Raw genomic sequence first — 23,818 nt, 5'->3', positions numbered from 1 at the left:
AACCAAGCCATTCCCTCGGGCAGCTGTCCTTGAAGCAGAAACCAGGAAGGTAACAACCTGGGAATCCCCTTCCTTTCCGCCGTAGGCAGCAGCGCAAGCTGAGGGAGGGGAGGATGTCAAGAAACGAGTCGATAACGCGCTGTATCAGGCAAAAGAGAGCGGACGAGACCAGGTTGCATATTAATCCAAAGGGGCCATGTGTCCCCTTTCGTCATGCGGGGTAAGGGGGTCGTCTAGCGTGTGACGGCCAAGGAAGTGGCGGTGGCGTTGTCCACCGCATCCGCCAGCATCTCGGCGGTGATGGCCGAGAGTGTCCAGCCCAGGTGGCCGTGGCCCGTGTTGTAGAACACCGTCGGCAAGCGGCCCGGGCCCACTTTGGGCAGCATGTTCGGCATCATCGGGCGCAGGCCAGCCCAGGGTACGACCCGCTGGGTGCTGACACCGGGAAAGCACTGCTCTACCCAGCGCACCAGCGGCTGAATGCGGTCGTTGCGAATGTCGCGATTGGCGCCGTTGAACTCTGCGGTGCCCGCCACGCGGAAGCGATCGTTGCCCAGGCGGCTGGTCACCAGCTTGGTTTCGTCATCCAGCAGGCTCACGGTGGGGGCGGCCTGTTGCGAGGCTTCATCGTCCAGCTGCACGGTGATCGAGTAGCCCTTCACCGGGTAGATATTGACGCGATCACCCAGCTTGGCGGCCACCGCCCGGCTGCCGACCCCGGCGCACACCACCACGCTGTCGAAGCTTTGTTGCACCGCCTCGCCATCGACCACCGCCTTGACCCAGGCGCTGTTCTCATCGGCGCCCAGGTCGGTCACCTGATGGCCGTAGTTCAGGCGCACGCCGCGTTTCGCGGCGGCTTTCGCCAACCCATTGGTGTACTTGTGAATATCCCCCGTGGCGTCACTCTCGGTAAAAAAGCCGCCGTAGTAGCTGCCGGCCAGTGTGGGTTCGATGGCGCGCATTTCATCCGGGGTCACCGCGCGGCGTTCGAGCCCGCCCTGGTGCAGTAGCTGCGATACCCTGGCGGCATGCTCATAGCCTGCCTTGTCGCGATAGATATGCAGGATGCCTTTCTGCTTCACGTCGAAATCGATCTGCTCGTCACGAGCCCACTGGAACAGGTGTTCTCGGGCGGCGATGGCCAGGCGGGTCGTTTCGGTGGTGTTGTCGGCATAGCGGGGAATGGCGGCGATGAATTCTGCAAACCAGCTCAACTTGTGCCAGCTCGGGCGCGGGTTCACCAGCAGCGGGGCGTCGTTCTTGAGCATCCAGCGCAGGCCCTTGATGACCGTGGGCCAGTGGTTCCACACCTCTGCGTTGGAGGCAGACAGCTGCCCACCGTTGGCAAACGAGGTTTCCATGGCGGCGTAGCGATGCTTTTCGAAGACGGTGACGTCGAAACCGCGCTTTACGAGGGCGTAGGCACTGGTGATGCCAGTGATCCCACCGCCAATGATGGCAATGCGTTGCATGAGTCTCTCCACAGATTGTATGAGCGTCGGGCGATACCCCCGGCAGCCTATTGGCCGGGCGTACCCCTTCCGTCATGGAACCTGAGAGATTCACGCCGCTGGAATGGCGCTTGCTCCTTCGGTGGGCTGAGTGACGCAGTCATCAACCGCTCTGCGGAACGTCATGGATGGCCGTCGCGGTCCGTTGGCCTGAGAGTTTCCGGGGTCGTTGCTCCTTCGGCGCTGGTGTCAGGCACCAGTCTCTCCCGCGATGGCATACTGACGTTGTAACGCGACGGTGCTAAAAAGGGAATAGGCGAAAGGTGGAAACATGAGCAGCGGCTGCTTTGCCAGCCTCCGTGTTTTCGCTGACAATAGCGAATCCCTTCGAGCAATGGAAAAAGCGCATGCAGGCAAACGGATTTTTTGAGGGCATTGGCGAGGCGATTGGCGATGCGATCCGCATCGTGGTCGAGTTCTTGCTGGGTATCTTCACCAACTTTTTCGGTGCCTTCGACGATTTTATCGGCGGGCTGACGCGCTCGCTGGGCATCAACGACTCGTTCTTGAGCCTGGCGATTCTGCTGATTGGTCTGCTGGTACTGTGGGGTGGGCTGCGTGCGTTTTTGCGTGGCTCCATTATTGGCGGCATTTTCCGCACGCTGATTGGGCTGTTTATCCTGTCGTGGCTAATGATGTAGCGCCCCGGCCTCCGACCCACGCCTGCGCGACGCCGCAGGCGATCACTAGCCCACAGCCGCTTAACTGCAAAGGCGAAAGCGCTTCGCCAAACAGGCTCCAGCCAAAAATCACTACCGCCACCGGCTCACAGTAAGCCAGCGTACCGTATAGCGCGGTGGGCAGGCGGTTAATCGCCATCACCGCGCACAGCAGCGCCAAAAAACCGGGCACCAGGCCTGCAGCCAACAACCACGGCACTTGCCACGTGCTGGCCGCAAGCCCTGCTGGCTGCCATAGCGCAAACGGCAAGATCATCAGCGCCCCGACCGCCAACTGCCAGAAGGCGCAGGTGCGGTCATCCAGGTGGCGCGGCAAGCGGCGGTTCGCCAAGATAAAACCGCTGTAGGCTAGCATGGCCACTAAGCCAAAACCCATGCCAATCACGTCCTGCTGATCGTCCAGGTTGAGTCGAAACTCCTGCATCATCGCGAACCCAAACAGCGCCAAGCCAATGAGCGAAACCTGCGCCGCTGCAAGCCGTTCGTTAAACAGCGCATGGGCCGCGATAGCCGCCACAATCGGCGCGAGATACACCATCAAAATGGCGTTGGCCATTTGGGTGTAGTTCATCGCCTGCACGTAAAACAGGATGAACGCCGCCAGCAAACTACCGCTAATCACCACCTGCCGCCCTGGCAGTGTGGTGAGTCCTGCATGGCGTTTTGTCAGCAGTAAATAGCCGAGCAAAAACAGCGCCCCTAACCCCAACCGGTAGAAGGTAATGCTCTCTGCATTCAGCCCGGTGATGCGTGAGATCACGCCGATGGTGGCCATGCCCACCGCCGCCACCACCGCAAGCAATAGGCTGGAAGGAGCAACGGTGAGCGAGGGAGTCGGTAGTGGCATGCTGGTCGTCCTTGAGCGAGTTTCATGAGCATATGACGCATCGTCATTTGCTTTTTTGGTGCATTTTGTCATCATCTGCACTCTTTTTGTGCAAAGGCGAGTGCGATGAAAACGTATCTTGGCAAGATGCGCGGAGAACGAACGCCGCGCCCCCGGGTAGGCTGGCAGGATGCCTGCTGGTCGTGGCTGGGTGCCTTTACTGGCATGGCGCTGATTTGCTGGCTAAGCGCCGAGTGGCTCTCCCAGCAGCTGTTGATCGTGGGCTCGTTCGGAGCAACCTCGGTGCTGATTTACGCCGCCCCGGAAAGCCCTTTTGCCCAGCCCAGCCATGTGCTGTTTGGCAGCGTGCTCTCTGCCTGTGTGGGCGTGGGCTGCTATCAACTGTTGGGGGCCACGCCGCTTTCGATGGCGTTGGCGGTGTCGCTCTCCATTTTGGTCATGCAGCTTACCCATACCGTTCACCCGCCAGGGGCTGCCGCTGCGCTGATTGCCGTGGCAGGCGGTGCCAGCGTGCATCAGTTGGGCTGGTGGTATCCGCTGATCCCCATTGGCGCAGGCTGCATCGTCATGCTGGTGGTGGCGATTCTGGTCAATAACCTGGCGCGCCACCGCCGCTATCCGCGCTACTGGTAACGCTGTAGCTGCGCTTCCAGGGCAAAAATATGCGCATCTTCGGTGCCCAACTCGCGCAGCGCTTGGGCTAGGTTCAGCAAGTAAGCACTGTTGGGGCCGCTAGGGCCGTGGGCTTGGGCAATTTGCTGGGCGATGTCGGCCAGCGGGGCATCGCCTAAAAACGCCGGGTTGTCCTCGCTGGCCAGATAAATCAGCCCCTCGCTAGGCGCTTGGTCGGCGTCAGGGTTGCCCGCCTCATCCAAAAACGTCAGCGTGACTTTTTCCCGCAGGTAGCCGTTTTTCTCCCGCACATCCAGCGGTGCCAGGACCTCCGGCGTGATGCGGTAGGCCATGCCGTGGCACACCGCGCCTTCGGCCCGAGTCAACGTCGCCACACGCCCCGGTGCTTCGGGGGTGCCGCGATGGTCGTGGGAGCCCTGCCAAAAGCGCCGCGCCCAGCCGGTAATGGCCGCAGGGCGGCGCTCCAGATAGTCGAAATCGGCCTTCCAGATCAGCGAGCCGTAGCCAAAAAGCCAGATGTCCGCATGGCCGTCGAAGAAGTTTCTTTGCTGGTTTAACGTCGTGGTATCAAGCAACATAAGCGATCTACATGTTGATCAAAGTGGCTGCACGCGCATGGCGTTAACGGTGGTTCATCATCCGGGTTATACGATTGATTTACCAGCCAATCACCCCTTCCCCATGGAAAAGTTTCGGGTGCTTCGGCAACCGCAGAGCCTCGAATGGCATCCCCGCCGCCCGTCATGCTCGAAAGCTTACCGCGCGTGCACTCCCGTGAAGACTGCGATTGAAAAGGATGAACCCGATGCGCGCTATTTTTCTGGTCGATAACGGCTCTCTGCGGCCTCAGGCAACCCACAGCCTGCGCCGCGTGGCGGCAGCGCTGAGCGAGCAGGTGGGCGACACCGTTCAAGCGGCTTCGCTGCTGCACTCCAACAAGATCCCCGCTGAAGAGGTCGATGGTATTCCGGCCATTACCCTGGGCCCCGCCGCCGAGCGCAGCGCCGAAGCGGGGGCCACCGAGATCATCGTACTGCCGTACTTCTTTGGCCCCAGCCAGGCGCTGACCGGCTACTTGCCCGAGCGGATGGCGGCCCTGCAAGCCCGTTTTCCCCAAGTGACGGTACGCGTTGCCCAGCCGCTGGTGGACGAGCGGGGCGGTAACGACCTGCGCTTGGCCGCGCTGCTGGCCGATCACGTGCGCGCGCAGTTGCCCGATCAGCAGGCGGCCAGGGTGGCGCTGGTAGACCACGGCAGCCCGCTGCCGGAAGTCACCGCCGTACGCAACCGCCTGGCGGGGCAGCTCAGCGCGCTGCTGGCCGATGACGTGCACTGCGTGGCGGCAGCCTCCATGGAGCGCCGAGAAGGCGACGCATACCGCTTCAACGAGCCGCTGCTGGAGCATCTGCTGGACACGCCCGAGTTCAGCGCCAGCGGCGACGTGGTGCTGGCCATGCTGTTTCTCTCGCCTGGCCGCCACGCCGGGGAAGGTGGCGACATCGCCGAGATTTGTGCCGCCGCCGAACAGCGCCACCCAGGCCTGCGGGTGCGGCCGACGGCGCTGGTGGGCGAGCATCCTGCGATTGTCGATATCCTGGCCACGCGACTTCGCCAAGCACTTGATGGCGAACGCTTTCTACTGGAAATGCCCGTCCAGCCGCCAAACGCCCGATGACCGGAAACGCGCCGGGGAGATGTAACGTCGCCCAAAGGCGCGTAGAATCGCGTGCTTTTGCACGCGTGCCGCGCTTCCACCAGGGCTATTTCGCCAACCAGGGTTTCTATCTTGATCGCAACCGCCAATATCACCATGCAGTTCGGGGCCAAGCCCCTGTTCGAAAACGTCTCCGTCAAGTTCAATAACGGCAATCGCTACGGCTTGATTGGCGCCAACGGCTGCGGCAAGTCTACCTTCATGAAAATCCTCGGCGGCGAGCTGGAGCCCTCTTCAGGGCAGGTGATGCTGGACAGCAGCACGCGGCTGGGCAAGCTGCGTCAGGACCAGTTTGCCTATGAGAACGAGCGGGTGATCGACACCGTCATCATGGGCAACGCGGAGCTGTGGAAAGTAGCCGCCGAGCGGGAGCGGATCTACTCGCTGGCCGAGATGAGCGAAGAAGACGGCATGGCCGTGGCCGACCTGGAAGTGCAGTATGCCGAGCTGGATGGCTACACCGCCGAGTCCCGCGCGGGCGAGCTGCTGCTGGGGCTGGGCATTCCGCTGGAGCAGCACACTGGCCCCATGAGCGAAGTCGCCCCCGGCTGGAAACTGCGCGTGCTGCTGGCCCAGGCGCTGTTCTCCGACCCGGACGTACTGCTGCTCGACGAGCCCACCAACCACCTGGACATCAACACCATCCGCTGGCTGGAAGATATTCTGAAAGCGCGCAGCAGCACCATGGTGATCATTTCCCACGACCGCCACTTCCTGAACAGCGTCTGCACCCACATGGCCGACCTGGATTACGGCGAAATTACCCTGTTCCCCGGTAACTACGACGACTACATGACGGCGGCCACCGCTGCGCGTGAGCGTCAGTATGCCGACAACGCCAAGAAAAAAGCGCAAATTGCCGAGCTTCAGCAGTTCGTCAGCCGCTTCTCGGCGAACGCCTCCAAGGCCAAGCAGGCCACCTCCCGGGCGCGTCAGATCGACAAGATCAAGCTGGAAGACATCAAACCCTCCAGCCGCGTCAGTCCGTTCATTCGTTTCGACCAGAACAAGAAGATTCACCGCAACGCGGTAAACGTCGATGCCATTACCAAAGGCTACGACGGCGAGCCGTTGTTCAAGCGTTTTTCCATGACCGTGGAAGCGGGCGAGCGGATTGCCATTATCGGCCCTAACGGCATTGGTAAAACCACTCTGCTGAAAACCCTGGCCGGTGACCTGCGCCCCGATGCTGGCGAAGTGAAGTGGACTGACGCCGCCGAGCTGGGCATCTTCGCCCAGGACCATGCCGACGACTTCGCCAATGACGCCACCCTGTTCGAGTGGATGAGCCAGTGGACCAAAGGAGGCGAGCAGGTGGTGCGCGGCGCGCTGGGCCGCATGCTGTTTTCCAGCGACGATATCGGCAAATCGGTGAAGGTGATTTCCGGCGGCGAGCAGGGGCGGATGCTGTTCGGTAAGTTAACGCTCACCAATCCCAACGTGCTGCTGATGGACGAGCCCACCAACCACCTGGACATGGAGTCCATCGAAGCGCTCAACCTGGCGCTGGAGAACTACCCCGGCACGCTGCTGTTCGTCAGCCACGACCGCGAGTTCGTCTCCAGCCTGGCCACGCGCATCATCGACATGCAGCCCGATGGCATCGTCGACTTCAGCGGCAGCTACGACGACTACCTGCGCAGCCAAGGCGTGATCTGAGTCAGCCGATGATCTGCGCGTAAGTGGATTCGCTGGCCGGTTCTCGGTCAGCGTCCAGCATGTCGCCGCTGAAGGTCTCGTTCATCTCCTTGGCGAGCTCTACATACACGTGCATCTGCTGATTGCGGCGTTTATGCAGCGGCGGCTTCACCAGCAGGCTCACACCGCGGATCGGCTCGTGGGTTTCGCCCCTCAGCAGGTCGGGCATGTCTCCCGGCGGAAAAGCATTGGCCACGGTGATAGGGTTGGAGGGCTGCTGGCCGTCGATCAGAAAGACTTTCTTGATGGCGTGGTAATGGGCGCCTTTTTCCCTCAGCCACTCGGTCAGTCGGGCATCGGTCGAGGCATCCGGCTGATGGAAGATGACGAATAGCGAATGCTGTTTTACCTTGCCGGTTCGTTTGGTGGACGGCGGCGGCGGAGGCTCTTCAGCGGGCGGGGGTGTGGTGTCCTTGGCCACGGCGGGGGAGGGCTCCACGGCCTTTTCCCTGGCGCGCCGCCGCTTGGGCATGACGACGTAGATGAAAATCAACGCGGCCACCACGCCCAGTAACAAGGAGGCGAAAGCCAGCAGTACGGAAAGAGAAGTCATATCCATGGAGTGAATCCCTGTTGTCCGTTAACGCCTGGGCGCTATTCAACCGCCAGATGGAAGCATTGAGCGCCAGAGCCAGCGCGCCCCATAGCCCAGTAAGGCACCATCAGCCACGCGGCGAGGAGAGTGGCCTGGCCAGCAGTTGCGCGCCATAGACGGCCAGGCTGGCGTTGCGCAGAGGTGCATCTTCGGTCATGTAGACCCGCCATGCCGCGATGGCCATCAGCAGGTACAGAATACCCCAGACAATGGGAAAAGCGAGGTCGGGCGGTGTCCAGCGGGGCTTGCGCAGTGCCCGGTACCAGCCGTCGGGGCGAAAGCGTGCCCCCGTCATGGCGGCGGCTCCCACCAGCAGTAGCGAGACGAGCAGCGCCATCAAAGAACCGAATATAAGCGATCTCTCCAGCAATAGGAGTATCGCGTTAAAACGATAGAATCAACAGATTAACAGCGTTTCACGCGTTCAAGGCATAAAAAAGCACCACCTGAGTGATGCTTTTCATGCTTAAGGGTTCCCCCAAGTGGGGAAACCCTGAACACGCGTTGGCCTGAAACGTTTAGCCGATACGGTCGTAACCGTTATCCAGGAAGGGATAATCGGTGTAGCCCTTTTCATCGCCGCCGTAGAAGGTTTCGTGGTTCGGCTCGGTCAGCGGAGCGTTGACGCGGAAACGTTCCGGCAGGTCCGGGTTGGCGATGTAAGGGCGGCCAAAGGCCACGGCATCGGTGGTGTTTTCCTTGATGCGCGCTTCGGCACGCTCGGCGTCGTAGTTGCCGCAATAGATCAGGCTGCCGCTGAAGCGCTCGCGCATCTGCTCGCGGAAACCATCGGGGAAGGTGATATCGCCACCGGCCCAGTTGGGCTCGTTCAGGTGCAGGTAGGCCAGGCCGCGCTTGGAAAGCTCTTCGGCCATGTAGAACGCCATGGCTTCCGGCTCGTCGTCGGTCAAGCCAAACAGCTCGATGAACGGCGTCATGCGGATGCCGACACGCTCAGCGCCAAACACGTCCACCACGGCATCGACCACTTCCAGCGGGAAGCGGGCACGGTTTTCCAGCGAGCCGCCGTACTGGTCGGTACGCTGGTTGGTGCCGGTGGCCAGGAACTGGTTCAGCAGGTAAGCATTGGCAGCGTGTACTTCGACCATGTCGAACCCTGCCCGCTTGGCGCGAATGGCCGCTTGGCGGTAATCCTCCACGATACCGGGAATCTCGTCGGTCTCCAGCGCGCGGGGCGTGCTGGTGGGGTGCTGACCCGCGGTGCCGTCTTCGAACTCGACGAAACACTGGGCGCCTTCCCCTTTCAGGGCGCTGGGGGCAACCGGCTGCTGGCCATCGGGCTGCACCATCTCATGGGAAACGCGGCCCACGTGCCACAGCTGCAGGGCAATCCGGCCACCCTTGGCATGCACGGCATTCACCACCCCTTTCCAGCCCGCTTCCTGCTCATCGGTCCAGATGCCGGGCGTATAGACATAGCCACGAGCCGTAGGAGAGATATTGGTGGCTTCGCTGATGATCAAGCCCGCGCCTGCACGCTGGCCGTAATAAGCTTCCTGCATCTTGCCCGGCACGCTATCCGGCGTGCGCGAACGGGTCAGCGGCGCCATGATGACGCGGTTAGGAAGATTCAGGCTACCCAGCGTGGTGGGGGACAGCAGCGTTTCGTACGCCATGAGGCAAACTCCTTGTAACGCGGTGAGAGTGACAGTGGCAAAAGAATAGACCAGTTTACTACTTGGTGCCAATGATTGAGCCAGTGCCAACGATTACCCTATGAACGTATTAGTGGGGATGCTTCAGCAAAACAAAACCCCTCTGAAGGAAATTAAGCGGGGAAGCGGGATCATGACGAATCCTGCACCAGGCGACCTTGGCTGAAGCTCGGCACGGGTTGCTTTCAGGGGTACCGTTCTACATCATCAGTCTTTGCGCGAGAAACCCCGCACTTCTAGTGCGGGGAGGGATAGCGCGTCGTCCGTCAGGACGACCCTGTTCTCGCTGCCTCCCTCTCTCTGGTGGTTGCCATCTTACAGCTAATGGCATATTTTGTGAGGCATGACGAAACGCGCCTACAAATACCGCTTCTACCCGACGCCTGAGCAGGAACAGCTCCTGGCTCGGACGTTTGGGTGTGTGCGCTTCGTCTACAACGCAGTGCTTCGCTATCGCACCGATGCGTTCTACGCGCGCAAGGAAAAGGTCGGCTACGTAGCGGCGAACGCCGAGTTGTCGCGCATGAAGAAGGCTGACGATACCGCGTTTCTCAACGAGGTCAGCTCGGTCCCGCTTCAACAGTGCCTTCGCCACCAGCAGACGGCCTTCAAGAACTTCTTCGAGGGCCGAGCCAGGTACCCGAGCTTTAAGAGCAAGCGGCACCGCCAGTCGGCGGAGTTCACTCGCTCGGCCTTCAAGTACCGCGACGGCGAGTTGTTTCTTGCCAAGTGCAAGGAACCGCTGGCGATCCGCTGGAGCCGTGAATTGCCCAGCGAACCGACCACCGTCACCGTATCCAAGGACGCCGCAGGGCGCTACTTCGTCAGCTGCCTCTGCGAGTTCTCGCCCGAGACGCTGCCCGTGACCCCGAAAATGGTGGGCATCGACCTCGGCCTGAAAGACCTGTTCGTCACCAGCGACGGGCATCGAATCGGCAATCCCCGCCATACGGCGAAATACGCGACCCGGCTGGCCAGGGCACAGCGTCGGCTGAGTAAGAAGCAGCGCGGCTCGAAGAACCGTGCCAAGGCCAGGCAGAAAGTCGCCCGCCTTCACGCCAGGATCTCCGATTGCCGGATGGACAACTTGCACAAGTTATCCCGCCAGATCGTCAACGAGAACCAAGTGATCTGCGTCGAGTCCCTCAAGGTGAAGAACATGCTGCGCAATCGCTCGCTGGCCAAGTCGATCAGCGATGCGGGCTGGGGCGAATTCGTCCGGCAGCTGGCGTATAAGGCCGACTGGGCGGGCCGGCAACTGTCGGCCATCGACCAGTGGTATCCCTCCAGCAAACGCTGTTCTGGCTGCGGGCATGTGATGCCCGAGATGCCGTTGCAGGTTCGGACCTGGACGTGCCCCGAGTGCGCCGCCGATAACGACCGCGACATCAATGCCGCGCTTAACATTAAAGCCGCCGGGCTGGCGGTGTTAGCCCTTGGAGAGAATGTAAGCGGCATGGAGCCAGTCTCCGTGTCCGATTCTCGTTGAATTGGGAATCCTCGTCCTTCAGGGCGAGGAGCAGTCAAGATGCGTGCCCTCAGCTACGGCAAAAGGGCCCGACCTGATAGAAGCGTCGACACTGAAACTCGGCTTCACAGCTGTTCAGCTGGGCTTGATAACGCCCGGCTCGCTGGGCGACCTGGCGGCCCGCGCTGAGCACGTGGGGCTTATTGCGGTAGGTGCCACGCTGATAGCCGCCCGCGCCTTCATGGTAAGCGTAATAAAGGTGTTCGGGGTTGCTCAGGGAAATGCCGGTTTGCGCGCGGGTGCGGGCGTTGTACCAGCCGATGAAGTCGGTGGCGTGCTTCATGTGAGTGCGCCGCGCAAACATGCTGCCCGCCTGGTCGCGGTATTCGCCCCACACCGGGTCCTGTGCCTGGGCATAGCCCCTGGCCGATGAAGGGCGCGGGCCGGGAATGAAGCCCAGGTAGCGCTTGCGGTCGGGGCGCACATGGCTTCGGAACGAGGACTCCTGCTGAATGAACGACATCTGGGTGGCAATCGGCGTGCCCCACTGCTCCTGAGACTCCCGCGCATAGTCGTACCAGCTGGGCTGCTCGCGGAAGATTTCGCAGATGTTGCTCTGGTCCTGTGGCGGGCTGGGCGCCAATGAGGCACACCCCGACAGCAGCAACAGCGCCGCGATGCTCAACCATAGGCGCCAGGCCAGAGAGTTATCAACAGGGCGATGCATAGGACGTTCCTTGTGAATAAGTGGTTATACGGGGTCAGTGCCCCTGGCGCAGCAGTGGTTCCAGGCGGCGGCGCAGGCGCTGCGCTTCGCGTGCCAGGGTTTCCCCCGACAGCATACCCACCCCCATCACCAGGCCCACGCGAGGGTCAGAGGCGGCGCACACCGGGCTCAAAGGCCGCACGATCAAGTGCTCTTTCAGCAGCGCCTGGGCGATGGCCACGTCGTTGACGCCCGGCGCGAACTCCACGCACAGGCTGATGGCACTGCTGGGCGGCGAGACCGAGCGCACCTGAGGCAGCGAGCACAGCTGGTCGTGCAGCACCTGCTGGCGGCCTAGATAATCCCGTTGAATACGCCGACACCAGGCATCCAGGTCGCCGTCGAAGATGAACTGGGCCAGCACCGCCTGGTCCAGCATGCGGCCCTCGCGAAACAGCTCGCTGCGCAGGCGGTTCATCGGCCCCGCCAAGTGGCGCGGCACCACCAGATAGCCCAGCCGCAGGCCGGGAAACATCATCTTGGAGAACGAGCCTACCAGCAAATGGCGCTCAGAGGTGGTATCAAAAAGTAGATTGGCATGATCGTCCCGGTTGAACTCGTAGTCATCCTCGACCACGTAGCGGGGCGCAAGCGCCTCGCACAAGCGCTGCTTGTGGGCAGCATGGGTCGGCACGCTGAGCGGGTAGTGGTGCGAGCCGGTGAGGTAAGCCAGCGTGACCGGGCCGGAAGCGGTGGGCAACGTATGGCCCGTGTCCGGCCGCCAGGGCAGCATGTCGATGTTCAAACCCGCCGCCGTGAAGACGTTGCGTGCGCCCCAGTAACAGGGCGACTCCATGGCCACCGTGTCGCCCACATCCGCCAGGGCCACGGCGCACAGCTCGATGCCGTTGTGGGTGCCGTCGGTAATGATGATCTGCTCGGTATCGCAGTGAATATTGCGCCAGCGGGCCAGAAATTCGCGGATGGCCCGCTTCAGCGGCCCGTAGCCCCCGGTGGAGTAGGAGAGCAGCAGGGCGTTTTGCGGCACCGTGACGCTGGCATAGAGTTGGCGCCACTTGCGCATGGGGAACTGAGCGATATCGGGAATGCCGGGCACGAAGGCGCCGCTTTGAATCATGCTGGCCCCAGGCCCCTGCAAGACGCGCTGAGCGCGACGCGAAAGCCGAGGCGGCAGCGGTGGCTCGTGCGCTGGCGCGCTGGGCTTGCAGGTCCAGGTGCCCTGGCCGTGGCCGGTGGTCAGCAGGCGCTCCTCCTGTAGGGTGGCCATGGCCAGGGCCAGCGTTTGGCGGGCCACGCCGAAGGCCTCTGCCAGGGCGCGGTGCGAAGGCAGCCGCAGCCCGCCAGGCCACTGCTGAATGATGGCCTGGCGCAGCGCCTGCTCTATTCGTACCTGCTTGCTGAGCCGTTCAGGCTGCAGTGCATAAAGTTGTACGCATTGGTGCAACACCCGCTCGCGATCCATGAAATTGCCTCTTTTCTTCTGCCAGGCCGCGCATGATCAGCCTCTTGGACGAAAGCATTATGCGGAAATTGCACCGCTTTGGTGCATTCAAAAAATGGTCTAGTCGAACGCCAAAGTGGTCCATTACGCGGTTTGGCAGCCACCTGCTAGCGTGACGTTATTCCCTTGTCGGAATCAGGACACTGCGCCCAGAGCGCCAACCATAATCTCCAAAAACGTGCAGGAAAACGATAATGACGACTCCCTCTTCTGAACAGGACAAGCTCGTCCGGGTGCTGGCCCGGGGTGACGTGTTGGCCCTGGCCTTTGGCGCCATGATCGGCTGGGGCTGGATTGTACTGACCGGCACCGCCATTCAATCCGCCGGTAGCCTGGGCGCTATTTTAGCCTTTATCGTCGGCGGTCTGGCGATCGTGATGGTCGGCCTCACCTACGCCGAGCTGGCCTCGGCCATGCCCAGGGTGGGCGGCGAGCACGTCTACAGCTACCGCGCCCTGGGCCACTTGCCCTCGTTCCTGTGCACCTGGGCCATCATCCTGGGCTACTTGAGCGTGGTGGCATTCGAAGCCGTGGCGCTGCCCACGGTCATCGAGCACTTGGCCCCCAACTACGCCGTGGGCCACCTGTGGACCATCGCCGGCTGGGAAGTGAAAGCCACCTGGGTCGCCGTGGGCGTGGGCGGTTCGCTGGCCATGATGATCATCAACTACTTCGGCGTGACCACCGCGGCGCTGATCCAGAAAGTCGTCACGGGCATGATTCTGCTGGTGGGCGTCATGTTTGTCACGGGGGCGCTGTTCGAAGGCGAAACCATCAACATGATGCCGCTGTTCACCCAGGCCGATACCGGCGTGGTGGCGGGCATCGTCGCGGTGCTGGTCATGGTGCCGTTCCTGTTCGTGGGGTTTGACGTGATTCCCCAGGCCGCTGAAGAGATCAACCTGCCGTACAAGGCCATCGGCAAGGTGCTGATGATGTCGGTGATCCTGGCGGTGGTGTGGTACGCGCTGATCATTCTGGCCACCAGCCTGGCCCTGAACAGCACCGAACTGGCCGCCAGCTCCCTGAGCGTGCCGGATGCCATGGGCAGCCTGTTCAACGCCCCCTGGGCCAGCAACCTGATGGTATTGGCCGGTATTGCGGGCATCATCACCAGCTGGAACGCCTTCTACATCGGCGGTTCACGGGCCATTTACGCCCTGGCCAAAGCGGGCATGCTGCCTGCGCCCTTTGCCAAGCTGCACCCGCGCTATAAAACGCCCACCAACGCCATTTTCCTGATGGGCTTTCTCTCCTGTATCGCGCCGTTCTTCGGCCGCCCGGCGCTGGTGTGGATCGTCAATGCCGGTGGCCTGGGCATCGTGATCGCCTACCTGTTCGTGGCCATCTCCTTCGTGGTGCTGCGGGTTCGCGAGCCGGAGATGGAGCGCCCGTTCCGCATTCGCCACGGCAAGCTGTGCGGCACCCTGGCCGTGGTGCTCTCCTTCGGCATGGCCTGCCTCTACCTGCCCGGTAGCCCGGCGGCCCTGAGCGGTGCGGAGTGGTCGGTCTTCGCGGGCTGGTCTTTGCTCGGTGTGGGGCTGTACATCCACGCCCTGCGTACCTACGGCCGCGTCTACAGCGACCGCCACATGCTGGCGGATCTATAAACCCCTTCCAACACCCTAATAGTAGGAGCACGCCATGAGCTTTATCGAACAGTGGTTGCACGATGCCGTACCGGCCCTGGTGGGCGGTGAATGGCGCAAGGGCCAGCAGACCTTTGCGGTGGACAACCCCGCCACCGGCGAGACCATCGCCCATGTAGCGGACTTGAGCGCCGACGATACCCGCGACGCCGTGGCCGCCGCTTATGAAGCCGGTGCCGCGTGGCGCGCCACCCCGGTGAAACAGCGCTCGGCCCTGCTGCGCCGCTGGTTTGAGCTGGTCAATGAGCACGCCGACGACCTGGCTCGCCTGATGACTCTGGAGCAGGGCAAGCCGCTGGCGGAAGCCAAAGGCGAAGTGACCTACGGCGCCTCGTTCATCGAGTTCTTCGCTGAAGAAGCCAAGCGCATGGCCGGGGAAACCCTGCCCAGCCACGGTGCCGACAAGCGCCTGCTGGTACTGCGCGAGCCGGTGGGCGTGGTGGCCGCGATTACCCCGTGGAACTTCCCGCTGGCGATGATTACCCGCAAGTGCGCCCCGGCCCTGGCCGCTGGTTGCACCGTGGTCATCAAACCCGCCGAAGCCACCCCGCTCACCGCGCTGGCCGCCGCCTACCTGGCGCTGGAAGCGGGCCTGCCCGCCGGTACCATCAACGTGGTGACGGCCTCCAGACCCGCCGCCGTGGGCGAAGTGCTCACCACCGATGCACGGGTGCGCAAAGTGTCGTTTACCGGCTCTACCCCGGTGGGTAAGCACTTACTTGCCCAGTGCGCCAGCACGGTGAAGAAAACCGCCATGGAGCTGGGCGGCAACGCCCCGTTCATCGTCTTCGATGACGCCGACGTGGACGCCGCCGTGAACGGAGCCATCGCCTCCAAATTCCGCAACGCCGGGCAAACCTGCGTATGCACCAACCGCTTCCTGGTGCAGGACGGCATTTACGATGCCTTCGTCGCCAAGCTCACCGAGCGCGTGAACGCGCTGAAGGTAGGCGACGGCCTGGCCGACGGCAGCATCATCGGCCCACTGATCAACCAGGCGGCGGTGGATAAAGTGCAGCGCCACGTCGATGACGCAGTGAACAAAGGCGCGCGGCTGCTGTGCGGCGGCCAGCCCCACGCGGCGGGCGAGCGCTTCTTCACCCCCACGGTATTGGCGGATGTGACCACCCAAATGGCCGTGGCCGATGAAGAGACTTTCGGCCCAGTCGCGCCGGTGTTCCGCTTCAAGCAGGACGAAGAAGCCATCGCCATGGCCAACGACACGCCGTTTGGCCTGGCTGCCTACTTCTACGCCACGGATTACCGCCGCATCTGGCGCACCATGGAAGCGCTTGAATACGGCATGGTGGGCGTGAACGAAGGCTTGATCTCCACCGAGCTGGCGCCCTTTGGCGGCGTGAAGGAGTCCGGGTTGGGCCGCGAAGGCTCCCACCACGGCCTCGATGAATTTACCGAACTGAAATACGTCTGCGTAGGCGGCCTGTAAAGAGAACGATGATGACTAACCAAGAATTGAACGACCTGAAAAACCGCTTCGTGGCCAACGGTGCCGCCACGCCCACCACCCAGTTTGCCGAGCGCGCCGAAAACGCCGAGCTGTGGGACGCCGACGGCAACCGCTGGATCGACTTCGCGGGCGGCATCGGTGTGCTCAACCTGGGCCATCGCCACCCGAAAATCGTCGCCGCCGTGGAAGCGCAGCTCAAGAAAGTCATGCACACCAGCGCGGCGGTGATCTCCTACGCGCCCTACGTGCAGCTGTGCCAAAAGCTCTGCGAACTGACGCCGGTACGCGGCCCCGAGCGCAAAGCCATGCTGGTGAACACCGGCGCCGAAGCGCTGGAAAACGCCGTGAAGATCGCCCGCGCCGCCACTGGCCGCACCGGCATCATCACCTTCGATGGTGCCTTCCACGGCCGCACCATGATGACCCTGGCGATGACCGGCAAGGTGCTGCCCTACAAGAACGACTTCGGCCCCATGCCGGGCGACGTGTTCCGCGCCCCGTTCCCCAACCCGCTGCACGGCATCAGCGAAGAAGCCTCGCTGAACGCCATTCGCACGCTGTTCAAGACCGATATCGCCCCGCACCGCACGGCGGCCATCGTGATCGAGCCGGTCCAGGGCGAAGGCGGTTTCTACATCGCCTCACCGGACTACCTGAAAGCCCTGCGCGCGCTGTGCGACGAGCACAGCATTCTGCTGATCGCCGACGAAGTGCAGTCCGGCTTCGCCCGTACCGGCAAGCTGTTTGCGCTGGAACACAGCGGTATCGAAGCGGACATCCTCACCACCGCCAAGAGCCTCGCCAACGGCATGCCGCTCTCTGCGGTGGTCGGCACCGCCAAGGTGATGGACGCCTCCGGCCCCAACTCCCTGGGCGGCACCTACAGCGGCAACCCGCTCTCCTGCGCGGCGGCCCTGGCGGTGATCGAAGCCATCGAAGAAGAGAACATCCTCGCCCGCAGCGAGCAGATGGGCAACATGCTGGCTGAACGCTTCGCGGTCTGGGAAGAACGCTTCCCCGCCGTCGCCCACGGCCGCCAACTCGGCGCCATGGCCGCGTTCGAACTGCTCAACCGCGATGGCAAGCCCGACCCGCAGATGACCGCCGCGCTCTGCGCCAAAGCCCGCGAGAAAGGCCTGATCCTGCTGTCGTGTGGTTTCTACGGCAACAGCATCCGCATCCTGGTGCCGCTGACGGTGTCGTCTGCGGTGCTGGAGGAGGGGTTAAGCATTATCGAGGAATCGTTGGAAGCGCTGAGCTAGCAGCCTGTCGGTCTTTCCGTTGCACCGTGAGATACTGACCACCGTCATCGCCGAGCTGAGAAGATCGCCATGAGCCGCTTCATCCCTGTGGATCGCCAGACCGATTACCTGCTGCCGCCTTCGGTAGACGAGTGGTTGCCCGATGGTCACCTGGCGCGGTTCGTTGTCGATGTTGTCGAACAACTGGACCTCTCGACGTTGACCCGGCGTTACATGGGGCGGGGTTCCAAGGCACATCACCCGGCGGTGCTACTGAGCCTGCTGATCTACGGCTACGCCACCGGGGTGGTCTCCAGCCGCAAGATCGAGCGTGCCACCTATGACTCGGTGGCGTTCCGCTACCTGGCCGCCAATACCCATCCCGACCATGACACGCTGGCCACCTTTCGCCGCCGCTTTCTGCCGGAACTGGAACAGTTGTTCGTACAGGTGCTGCTGCTGGCCCGCGAGATGAAGCTGCTCAAGCTTGGCACCATCGCCCTGGACGGCACCAAGCTCAAGGCCAACGCCAGCAAGCACAAGGCGTTGTCGTATGGCCATGCCAAGAAGCTGGAGGCACAGTTCAGGGCAGAGGTGAAAGCGCTGACCGAGCGGGCCGAGTCGGCGGACAAGGAGGACGCGGCCGACGGCATGGATATCCCCGCCGAGATTGCCCGCCGTGAAGCCCGCCTGGCGGCCATCGCTGAGGCGAAGGCCAAGATCGAGGCGCGCGCCGAGGAGCGGGACGCCACCGAGCAAGCCGCCTATCAGGAAAAGGTGGCGCGGCGGGAGGCGCAGCGCAAGGCCGGCAAGAAGCCCCGTGGGCGTGACCCCGAACCGCCCACTGGTGGCCCGCGTGACAAGGATCAGATCAATTTCACCGACCCGCAGTCGCGCATCATGCCGGTCACCGGCAAGGGGTTTGATCAGTGCTACAACGCCCAAGCCGCGGTTGATACCGAGAGTCTGCTGGTGACCCATGTCCACGTCACGCAGGCGACCAATGACAAGCAGCAAGTCATGCCGCTACTGACGGCCTGGCAAGGTTACCCGGAAACGCTGGGAAAACCTGACCACCTGCTGGGTGATACCGGCTACTTCAGTGCCAGCAATTAATGTCGATATGCACGTAGCCCGGCTCATAGTCCTTGAAGGGCTTGTGCCGGGGCTTCTCGTCGCCAACGGCATCCTGCCGCGCCAGCTCTGCCAACGTCGGCACTTCACGCCGCTTGAGCATGCGATGCAAGGCAGAGCGCGACAAGCCTTGGCTCAGGAACTCACGCGCCACGACGAGAAGGTCATCCAAGCCGAGGCGCAGGAACTCACGAGCCGTGATCAGCACCTCCTCCTGCTCAGCTGTGAGCGTGGCCAGGAGGTTGTGACGGGTATGCGGTCGGTCATGGACATCGTCGCGGTAACGCCATCGCCGGATGGTCGCAGTAGCGACACCATACTGCCGGGCCAGTTCGCTATCCGTGATGCTGGAAGGCGCTGCCTGGATCTCGGCACGGATCTTCGGTGTCGTCGTCGCTTGTTTATGCAGCTTGATGTTCATGAACCTGTTCCCGGATGAATTGCTGAAGAAGCTCCCTGGCGGCTAGCAGAGGATAACTCCTATAGGCGATTTGATCATCCGGGACCCTACATCTAGGTTCAAGAAAACCTAAAGGGCCGTGGCTACTAATCACCGACATCGCAAAAACATTCAAGTCTTCCTATGAAGAAAACCGCCCACCGCCAACAGCTTACGCTGCCTGACGATGGGCGGGCTTAGTGCCGATTAGAAAACTACTAGCAGTCTGTCGGACTTGAGGTTAATGGATGAGCTGAGGCGTGGGTTCTTCACCCCCCCCTGTGTTGGTGTTGGTGTTGGTGCTGTTGTGTGGCTCTTAACCTGCCCCTCAGCTTCTGCAAGGCGGTTCTGACGCCTTGCCTGCTGGCCGGTTGGGCGCGGCGAGCCCTCAGCCCGCCGTCAACCGGTGCATCCGCTTGATACTTCCACGCCATCGGTGGCCAATCGCCACTCGCCGCTGACCTTATCCAGTCCGCGTAGCGAGAACTGCCGGAACCCCATCACGTGTTTGATGATCCCGAAGACCGGCTCCACGGTATGTTTGCGCAATGCGTAGAGCGCTCGGCCCGCCTGCGTCTTCAAGCGGTGTGCCATCTGTTCGACGGGGTCCTCGCTCTCCGGGGCAGGCGGATCCGCGGCGAAACGTTCAAAGACCGGAAGGTGATGGACGTCTCGCTTCATCGCCAACAGCGGTTCGATACCATGGTCATGGCAGGCCTGGATTAAGCACCTGCCTCAAATGCCCGACGAGGAGCAGAAGCGCTACTTGTACGTTGCCATCGACCGTGCGACACGCTGGGTCTACCTGGAGGTCCGAGGCAGCCAGTCCGCGAAGGATGCTCGGGCGTTTATGAATCAGGTGGAGAAAAAGGTGCCCTTCAAGATTCAGACGGTGCTGACCGACAACGGCAAGTCGTTTACGGATCGCTTCACGCGGGCAGGTGAGCGCAAGCCCAGCGGGCGCCATCCCTTCGATCAGGAGTGCCTGGCCCACGGGATTGAGCACCGCCTGATCAAGCCGGGAAGGCCGCAAACGAATGGAATGGTGGAGCGCTTCAACGGCCGTATCAGCGACGTGCTAGCGACCCGGCGCTATACCTCAGGCGAAGACCTCGAGCAGACGCTTAAGCGATACTGCTGGCTGTACAATCACCACATACCGCAGAAAGCGCTGCATCATCAATCGCCGATCACGGCGATGAAGGAATGGCAGGCCAAGCGGCCTGAGTTATTTACCAAACGGGTGGTCAATCACACGGGACCCGACACCTAGACAACCACTGAGTAGGGGTAAGACCGAAGGCCTTCTTAAAGTGGTTTGTCATATGGCTCTGGTCATTGAAACCAGCTGAAACCGAGGCGTACGACAACGAATAACCCTGGATCAAATAGTTTTTTACAAACGAAAGACGGCGCATGGTTAAGTAACGGTATGGGCTTGTTCCATATAATGCCCTGAAATCTCTTGATAAACTCCACTTTTCACGGCCACTCACTGACGCTAAATCATCCAGTGTGATCTGAGAATCCAACGAATAGTGAATATATTCTCTAGCCTTTTCTGCAGCGTTATAGTCGTATGCCACCCTACCTCTTTTGTGACCGGCAACAGCAGAGAGTACACTGGCTAGTTCGAAGACGATATCTTCCTCTTCAAACTGCTCATGAGCAGTTTGAAGGTCATTCATAAGAAATTCTGTGGCGGCATAAAGCCGAGGGTCTGTGCTAACGCCTCCCTTTATGTAGGGTAAGGTGCGGCCACCAAGCACCGCTTGAAGAGCACAGGGTTCAATATACATGATGCGGTAGTGGAAGCCGTCATCCGTACCAGCCTCACCGTCGTGGAGTTCATCAGGATGAATTACAATAGTATTGCCAGGTAAGCTAGTTCTTTTTTCACCTCGGTAATTGAAGCAATGAACCCCTGCCAGGGTTCTACCTACAGCATAAGTGTCGTGCCGGTGAGGCTCAAAGGCAACGCCAGAAAAAAAGGCTTCAAATCTTTCTATTTGTGTATTAAAAGAATTTAGCATAGGCGGTAGGTTGTCGGCTTCTGTCTGAATGCAAGGTTATCATACATCGGAATATATGAATAAGTAAAGCTAGTTAGCCAGCTTTGAGAGTTTATATAGCCTGTCCTTGAAACGCTTTCGTATTGCGGGCTATTCAGCTCAACACGTAATATAGAGTAGTAGCGACGACAGTCGTTAGAATCAGTCCGCTTTTTAATATAACCGCCAATATGCATACTGCAATAAAAGAAAAGATAGATAGGCTAAGCCCGTTATCCATCTCTGGCATCACGATATAAGTGATGAAGCAAATAAAAATAGAAGTAGGCAGTACCTCCTCAATCAGATGTTGGGCCTTTTCGCCGAAGTTAATTGTGAGCAAAGAGGGAATAACTCTTACCATGACACTTGTAAGTAGAAGAGCCAAAATCACTAAAAAATTATCTGCCATACTTGTTTCTCAATATTCTCTCTTCATTAAATAGAAGAGAGCGGATAATAGAATAATAGAGGGAATCCAAAAGTAGATGCCACCAAGGGTGTAGTAGAAAATTCCGCTTATTAAAAACCCTAACGTTGCCTTTGGAATAGTTATCAAGCCACTTGTATAAGGTCGGTTTTGAAGATACGAGATGGCCAGAAAAAGAAGTACCAAGCTCGCAGGGATACTGGCATTGATGTCATCAGGTAAAAGGTTGGGAAACAGCCCAGCTATAATGCCGCCTGCTACCCCAAAGAGTATCCAGGACAAGAAAATAGTGAAGCGAATTATCAGCATGGCTCTTTGATTATGTCCCTGCTCAATAGCGTACGCTTCGTCGCCGAGTGCATGGGACGAAAAAATCTTAAGCAGCTTGTTTTTTGGTAATTTTTTTGAGCATGAAAGCGAAATTGCAAAATATCGGCTATTGATCATAGTGGTAACGAAAGCAATAGTTAAAAGATTGGCACCAGTCTCAGATAGAGGTAGAGCTGCAAACTGCCCGCTTCCAGAAAAGCCTAATAAACTTACGAGAAAAATTTCAACAATGCTCCAGTCTGCTTTGTAAGCAGTAAAGCCGAACAGCATACTTACGGGAGCTATTGCAAAAATAGCCGTTGATATGTTCGATGTTAGAGCTGGGTTCTCTGCTTCATTTGAAGTAGAGGTGGGTTTTGCAATATTGAAGTATTCACGCATTTTACGTTACTCTTCGTAGGTAAGCTGACTTAGACAGCCTATGTGAGGCAGTTGATAGATGTATTGTAAGATCGTGCATGCCAAGCAGATTGGTAAGATGCTGGCCGAGCGCTTCCCCGCCGTCGTCCAGGGCCGCCAACTCGGCGCCATGGCCGCGTTCGAACTGCTCAACCGCGATGGCAAGCCGGACCCGCAGATGACCGTGGCGGTCAGGCTGCGCATGCAGGCATCTACCAGCGGCACGCCGGTTTGGCCGTGCTTCCAGGCGATCAGGTGCGGGTGTTCCGGGTCGCGCTCCCGCAGGCTGCGCAGCGCCGGGTGCAGGGTTTGCTGCTCGATGCTGGGTTCGCTTTCCAGCTTTTGAATGAAGTGGCAGTGCCAGTAGAGCCGCGAGGTAAAGGCGCGCAGCGAGCGGGCCCAGGCGGTGTCGTCGGCGTGTTTTTGGCGCTGGCGGCGCAGGGATTGCACCACTTCACGCATCGAGAGCGTGCCCCAGGCCAGGTGCGGGGAAAGCCGCGAACCAAACTCCCAGGCCAGTAACGGTTTGGAAAGCGAGCCGCGATAGCGCCGCCCGCGCTGGGTAATAAAGCTCAGCCACAGCGCGCGGCCTTCACTGCGCCCGCCGCGCTGGCGTTGGGGGCAGGGCGTGGTATCGAACCCCAGGGTCAGCGAGGGCAGTTGCTTTACATCCACGTGGTGAAACGCTTCCCAACCGGGTGCGGCCACCGCTGCTTGTGGCGCAGGGCAGGTGGGGGCGGCCATCAGCGTTTCCCAGTGGCTTTCCCAGCGGGATTGATGCCCGGTGCGGCTGCTCAGCCCGCGAATCACGCCCTGCTGGTGGGCTTCCTGCCAGGGCACCTGGTGGGCCTGGCACCAGGCCTGAACGCGCTGGTCCCGCGCGAAGCTCCAGGCGTTGCCGGTCTCCTGGTGGGAGTGCAGCACCAGTTCGCCGTAGTGGGCTTTGAGGGCGGCCAGGCACTCCAGCATATCGCCTTGCCACAGGCAGAGCGGCAGGCCCAGGGTGTCGAGCGCCTGGGCCAGGTCAACTAGCGAATCGGCGGCAAACTGCCAGTGGCGCAGCGCGCTGTCGGGCGCTTGCCACTGGTCGGGCTCGATGGCAAACAGCGGCAGCACCGGGCCTGCCGCTGCGGCGTTGGCCAGCGGTGCGTGATCGTGAATGCGCAAATCGCGTTTGAACCAAACGACCTGAAGGGGTGCCTGAGCCATGAGCCGTAACGCCTGTTCGTCGCAATCTATTCGTGATGAACGGAAGACGTTACCATCAAGCCAGCGTTGGCGTAATCACTCTATCTACTCCCGATCAACAGGAGAGTCTCGATGTACATTGCCATGAACCGTTTTCGGATTGCCCCAGGCCGCGAAGAGGATTTTCTGGAGGTGTGGCGCAACCGCGATTCCCACCTGGAGGAAGTGCCGGGCTTCAAGGAGTTTCACATGCTGCAGGGCGAAAGCCAGGAAGAGCACACCGTGTTCATCTCCCACAGCGTGTGGGAATCTGAAGAGGCCTTCCGCGCCTGGACCAAGTCAGAGGCTTTCCGCAAGGCCCACGCCAATGCCAAATCGCCGGAAGGCATTTACCTCGGCCCGCCCAAGTTCGAAGGCTATGAGGTAGTGCTGTAAG

General features: G+C 60.7%; 21 protein-coding genes, 4 pseudogenes and 2 riboswitches. Of the genes and pseudogenes, 11 read left to right on the top strand and 14 right to left on the bottom strand.

Translation table 11 applies throughout. The annotated features are described in order from the left end of the window. Positions 1 to 233 precede the first annotated feature (233 nt). A complete protein-coding gene (locus HSS18214_RS0110280; protein WP_016915217.1) occupies positions 234 to 1,475 on the bottom strand; it encodes a D-amino acid dehydrogenase in 1,242 nt (413 codons plus the stop codon). A 59-nt stretch (positions 1,476 to 1,534) separates the two neighbouring features. Continuing rightward, a riboswitch (glycine riboswitch) is annotated at positions 1,535 to 1,642 on the bottom strand. Further along, positions 1,643 to 1,733: riboswitch (glycine riboswitch) on the bottom strand. Between the two features lie 128 nt (positions 1,734 to 1,861). Here HSS18214_RS0110280 and HSS18214_RS0110275 point away from each other — a divergent pair. Then, entirely contained in the window at positions 1,862 to 2,155 is a 294-nt protein-coding gene (locus HSS18214_RS0110275; protein ID WP_016915216.1) for a hypothetical protein, read from the top strand. On the opposite strand, the gene HSS18214_RS0110270 is transcribed toward HSS18214_RS0110275, so the two are convergent. Further along, positions 2,130 to 3,041: a DMT family transporter gene (locus tag HSS18214_RS0110270; protein ID WP_016915215.1), complete on the bottom strand. Its 912-nt coding sequence runs from the start codon at positions 3,039 to 3,041 to the stop codon at positions 2,130 to 2,132. The genes HSS18214_RS0110275 and HSS18214_RS0110270 overlap by 26 nt on opposite strands. A 105-nt stretch (positions 3,042 to 3,146) precedes the next feature. On the opposite strand from HSS18214_RS0110270, the gene HSS18214_RS0110265 reads away from it, so the two are divergent. Beyond that, complete coding sequence (locus HSS18214_RS0110265; RefSeq protein ID WP_016915214.1) at positions 3,147 to 3,674, top strand: HPP family protein; 528 nt, start codon at positions 3,147 to 3,149, stop codon at positions 3,672 to 3,674. Here HSS18214_RS0110265 and HSS18214_RS0110260 read toward each other — a convergent pair. Further along, complete coding sequence (locus tag HSS18214_RS0110260; RefSeq protein ID WP_016915213.1) at positions 3,665 to 4,252, bottom strand: gamma-glutamylcyclotransferase; 588 nt, start codon at positions 4,250 to 4,252, stop codon at positions 3,665 to 3,667. The genes HSS18214_RS0110265 and HSS18214_RS0110260 overlap by 10 nt on opposite strands. Positions 4,253 to 4,479: 227 nt before the next feature. Between HSS18214_RS0110260 and HSS18214_RS0110255 the strand changes: the two genes are divergently transcribed. Both HSS18214_RS0110255 and HSS18214_RS0110250 read left to right on the top strand, forming a co-directional pair. Then, complete coding sequence (locus HSS18214_RS0110255) at positions 4,480 to 5,349, top strand: sirohydrochlorin chelatase (RefSeq protein ID WP_016915212.1); 870 nt, start codon at positions 4,480 to 4,482, stop codon at positions 5,347 to 5,349. Between the two features lie 111 nt (positions 5,350 to 5,460). Next, positions 5,461 to 7,047 carry an ABC-F family ATPase gene (locus HSS18214_RS0110250; protein ID WP_016915211.1) on the top strand — a complete coding sequence of 529 codons (1,587 nt, stop codon included), beginning with the start codon at positions 5,461 to 5,463 and terminating at the stop codon, positions 7,045 to 7,047. A 1-nt stretch (position 7,048) separates the two neighbouring features. Here HSS18214_RS0110250 and HSS18214_RS0110245 read toward each other — a convergent pair whose 3' ends face one another. From HSS18214_RS0110245 to HSS18214_RS0110235, 3 genes are all read right to left on the bottom strand, one after another. After that, positions 7,049 to 7,645, bottom strand: a complete 597-nt coding sequence (locus HSS18214_RS0110245; RefSeq protein ID WP_016915210.1) for a cell division protein ZipA C-terminal FtsZ-binding domain-containing protein — start codon at positions 7,643 to 7,645, stop codon at positions 7,049 to 7,051. 103 nt (positions 7,646 to 7,748) lie between these two features. Beyond that, positions 7,749 to 8,018: a TspO/MBR family protein gene (locus HSS18214_RS18075; protein ID WP_016915209.1), complete on the bottom strand. Its 270-nt coding sequence runs from the start codon at positions 8,016 to 8,018 to the stop codon at positions 7,749 to 7,751. Positions 8,019 to 8,199: 181 nt separating this feature from the next. Then, on the bottom strand, positions 8,200 to 9,318 hold the full coding sequence (locus HSS18214_RS0110235) for an alkene reductase (RefSeq protein WP_016915208.1): 1,119 nt from the start codon (positions 9,316 to 9,318) through the stop codon (positions 8,200 to 8,202). Positions 9,319 to 9,700: 382 nt separating this feature from the next. On the opposite strand from HSS18214_RS0110235, the gene HSS18214_RS0110230 reads away from it, so the two are divergent. Next, the gene (locus tag HSS18214_RS0110230; RefSeq protein ID WP_016915207.1) at positions 9,701 to 10,846 is read left to right on the top strand and encodes an RNA-guided endonuclease InsQ/TnpB family protein; all 1,146 of its coding nucleotides are present in this window, start codon (positions 9,701 to 9,703) and stop codon (positions 10,844 to 10,846) included. Between the two features lie 49 nt (positions 10,847 to 10,895). Here HSS18214_RS0110230 and HSS18214_RS0110225 read toward each other — a convergent pair whose 3' ends face one another. Then, a complete protein-coding gene (locus tag HSS18214_RS0110225) occupies positions 10,896 to 11,552 on the bottom strand; it encodes a transglycosylase SLT domain-containing protein (RefSeq protein ID WP_016915206.1) in 657 nt (218 codons plus the stop codon). Positions 11,553 to 11,586: 34 nt separating this feature from the next. Beyond that, positions 11,587 to 13,014: an aminotransferase-like domain-containing protein gene (locus HSS18214_RS0110220; protein ID WP_016915205.1), complete on the bottom strand. Its 1,428-nt coding sequence runs from the start codon at positions 13,012 to 13,014 to the stop codon at positions 11,587 to 11,589. A gap of 233 nt (positions 13,015 to 13,247) precedes the next feature. Between HSS18214_RS0110220 and HSS18214_RS0110215 the strand changes: the two genes are divergently transcribed. From HSS18214_RS0110215 to HSS18214_RS0110200, 4 genes and pseudogenes are all read left to right on the top strand, one after another. Then, positions 13,248 to 14,663 (top strand): APC family permease, encoded by a 1,416-nt coding sequence (locus tag HSS18214_RS0110215; protein WP_016915204.1) that lies wholly within the window; start codon positions 13,248 to 13,250, stop codon positions 14,661 to 14,663. Between the two features lie 34 nt (positions 14,664 to 14,697). Continuing rightward, positions 14,698 to 16,149, top strand: coding sequence for an NAD-dependent succinate-semialdehyde dehydrogenase (locus HSS18214_RS0110210; protein WP_016915203.1), 1,452 nt, complete (start codon positions 14,698 to 14,700; stop codon positions 16,147 to 16,149). Between the two features lie 11 nt (positions 16,150 to 16,160). Then, positions 16,161 to 17,432 carry a 4-aminobutyrate--2-oxoglutarate transaminase gene (gene gabT / locus HSS18214_RS0110205; RefSeq protein WP_016915202.1) on the top strand — a complete coding sequence of 424 codons (1,272 nt, stop codon included), beginning with the start codon at positions 16,161 to 16,163 and terminating at the stop codon, positions 17,430 to 17,432. Positions 17,433 to 17,501: 69 nt separating this feature from the next. Then, a pseudogene (locus HSS18214_RS0110200) lies at positions 17,502 to 18,524 on the top strand (IS1182 family transposase); the annotation flags it as partial. A 1-nt stretch (position 18,525) separates the two neighbouring features. Here the strand turns inward: HSS18214_RS0110200 and HSS18214_RS18070 are convergent. After that, positions 18,526 to 18,966, bottom strand: a pseudogene (locus HSS18214_RS18070) (transposase family protein); the annotation flags it as partial. A 406-nt stretch (positions 18,967 to 19,372) separates the two neighbouring features. Continuing rightward, a pseudogene (locus tag HSS18214_RS19530) lies at positions 19,373 to 19,707 on the bottom strand (transposase); the annotation flags it as partial. On the opposite strand from HSS18214_RS19530, the pseudogene HSS18214_RS18065 reads away from it, so the two are divergent. Next, a pseudogene (locus HSS18214_RS18065) lies at positions 19,706 to 20,257 on the top strand (DDE-type integrase/transposase/recombinase); the annotation flags it as partial. The pseudogenes HSS18214_RS19530 and HSS18214_RS18065 sit on opposite strands and share 2 nt — an antisense overlap. On the opposite strand, the gene HSS18214_RS18735 reads toward HSS18214_RS18065, so the two are convergent. The 4 genes from HSS18214_RS18735 to HSS18214_RS18060 all read right to left on the bottom strand — a co-directional run bounded on the left by HSS18214_RS18735 (position 20,232) and on the right by HSS18214_RS18060 (position 23,403). Then, complete coding sequence (locus HSS18214_RS18735; protein ID WP_083844188.1) at positions 20,232 to 21,017, bottom strand: helix-turn-helix domain-containing protein; 786 nt, start codon at positions 21,015 to 21,017, stop codon at positions 20,232 to 20,234. The pseudogene HSS18214_RS18065 and the gene HSS18214_RS18735 overlap by 26 nt on opposite strands. A gap of 133 nt (positions 21,018 to 21,150) precedes the next feature. After that, positions 21,151 to 21,447 (bottom strand): hypothetical protein, encoded by a 297-nt coding sequence (locus HSS18214_RS0110180; RefSeq protein ID WP_016915198.1) that lies wholly within the window; start codon positions 21,445 to 21,447, stop codon positions 21,151 to 21,153. A 9-nt stretch (positions 21,448 to 21,456) separates the two neighbouring features. After that, a complete protein-coding gene (locus HSS18214_RS18730) occupies positions 21,457 to 22,176 on the bottom strand; it encodes an AzlC family ABC transporter permease (RefSeq protein WP_081138777.1) in 720 nt (239 codons plus the stop codon). 6 nt (positions 22,177 to 22,182) lie between these two features. Then, on the bottom strand, positions 22,183 to 23,403 hold the full coding sequence (locus HSS18214_RS18060; protein WP_237718608.1) for a deoxyribodipyrimidine photo-lyase: 1,221 nt from the start codon (positions 23,401 to 23,403) through the stop codon (positions 22,183 to 22,185). A 111-nt stretch (positions 23,404 to 23,514) separates the two neighbouring features. On the opposite strand from HSS18214_RS18060, the gene hmuQ reads away from it, so the two are divergent. Further along, positions 23,515 to 23,817: a heme-degrading protein HmuQ gene (gene hmuQ / locus HSS18214_RS0110165; protein WP_016915196.1), complete on the top strand. Its 303-nt coding sequence runs from the start codon at positions 23,515 to 23,517 to the stop codon at positions 23,815 to 23,817. Position 23,818: the final 1 nt, after the last annotated feature.

The organism is Vreelandella stevensii S18214 (assembly GCF_000275725.1).
Classification (GTDB): Bacteria; Pseudomonadota; Gammaproteobacteria; order Pseudomonadales; family Halomonadaceae; genus Vreelandella; species Vreelandella stevensii.
The sequence above is the reverse complement of the archived record's forward strand: the minus strand, read 5'-3'. Positions and strand labels throughout refer to the sequence as shown.